Annotated in this window: 1 protein-coding gene; it reads left to right on the forward strand. The window is 52.4% G+C overall.

The features are described 5' to 3' along the window. A partial coding sequence (locus QVO97_RS02330) for an endonuclease MutS2 (protein ID WP_369678371.1) occupies nucleotides 1-1,354 on the forward strand: 1,354 nt, incomplete at both ends.

Raw genomic sequence — 1,354 nt, forward strand, 5'->3', positions numbered from 1 at the left:
GACAGTCGCTGCCCGCGCGCAGAGCTACGGACGCCATGAGAAATCCGAAGAATTTCCAGATGATTCCCTTGATGAGCGCTTCCGCGCCCTGGATCCGCTGACGCCGGTCAACAATGAGATCAAGCGCTGCCTGCCATCCGAGGATGAGGTCAGCGATGACGCAAGTCCGGGACTTGCCAAAGTGCGCCGCTCCATGAAGATCGTGGGCGGACGCGTTCATACCCAGTTAAATTCTATTTTAAATTCCAACCGGACCTATTTACAGGATGCCGTCATCACAATGCGCGACGGGCGCTACTGCCTGCCGGTCAAGGCTGAGTATAAATCCCAGGTCCCAGGCATGGTGCACGACCAGTCCTCGACCGGTTCGACTGTATTTATCGAGCCGCTCGCGATCGTCAAGCTGAACAACGAACTGCGCGAGCTGGAAATCCAGGAAAAACGGGAAATTGAGTTCGTTCTGGCAGCTCTTTCCAGCCAGCTTATGCCTTACACCGACGCGATCCTCTCGGATCTTTCGATTCTGGCAGAGCTCGATTTCATTTTCGCAAAGGCAGCTCTTTCCCGCCACTATAACTGCGTGGAACCGAAATTTAACAACAAACGGTATATCAATATCAAGGACGGACGCCATCCGCTCTTAAATCCGAAACAGGTCGTTCCGATCAACATCTGGGTTGGCGATTCGTTTGACCTTCTGATTGTGACGGGTCCAAACACGGGTGGTAAAACCGTTTCTTTAAAAACCGTCGGACTCTTTACCCTGATGGGACAGTCAGGACTCCATATCCCGGCATTTGAGGGATCCGAGCTGGCTGTTTTTGACAATGTATTTGCCGACATTGGCGATGAGCAGAGCATCGAGCAGAATCTAAGTACATTCTCCGCCCATATGACGAATATCGTTTCGATTTTAAATGAGGCGGACGCCAATTCGCTCTGTCTCTTCGATGAGCTCTGTTCCGGTACCGACCCGACCGAGGGCGCGGCGCTGGCGATTGCGGTTTTAAATTTCCTGCACAACATGACCTGCCGGACGATCGCAACCACGCATTACAGCGAATTAAAAGTCTTTGCGCTGACCGCGCCAGGCGTTGAAAATGCCTGCTGCGAGTTCAACGTCGAGACTCTCCGCCCGACCTACCGCCTGCTCATCGGTATTCCAGGAAAAAGTAATGCATTTGCCATTTCCCGCAAGCTGGGGCTGCCGGATTATATCATCGACGAGGCGAAAAACCAGATGGAGCAGAAGGACGAATCCTTCGAGGATCTGCTTGCCAATCTGGAAAACAGCCGCGTGACCATTGAAAAAGAGCGCGAAGAGATCGCCTCCTATAAACAGGAAATTGAAACG

Source organism: Clostridium sp. CAG:43 (genome assembly GCF_000434655.1).
Taxonomy (GTDB): Bacteria; Bacillota; Clostridia; order Lachnospirales; family Lachnospiraceae; genus Otoolea; species Otoolea fessa.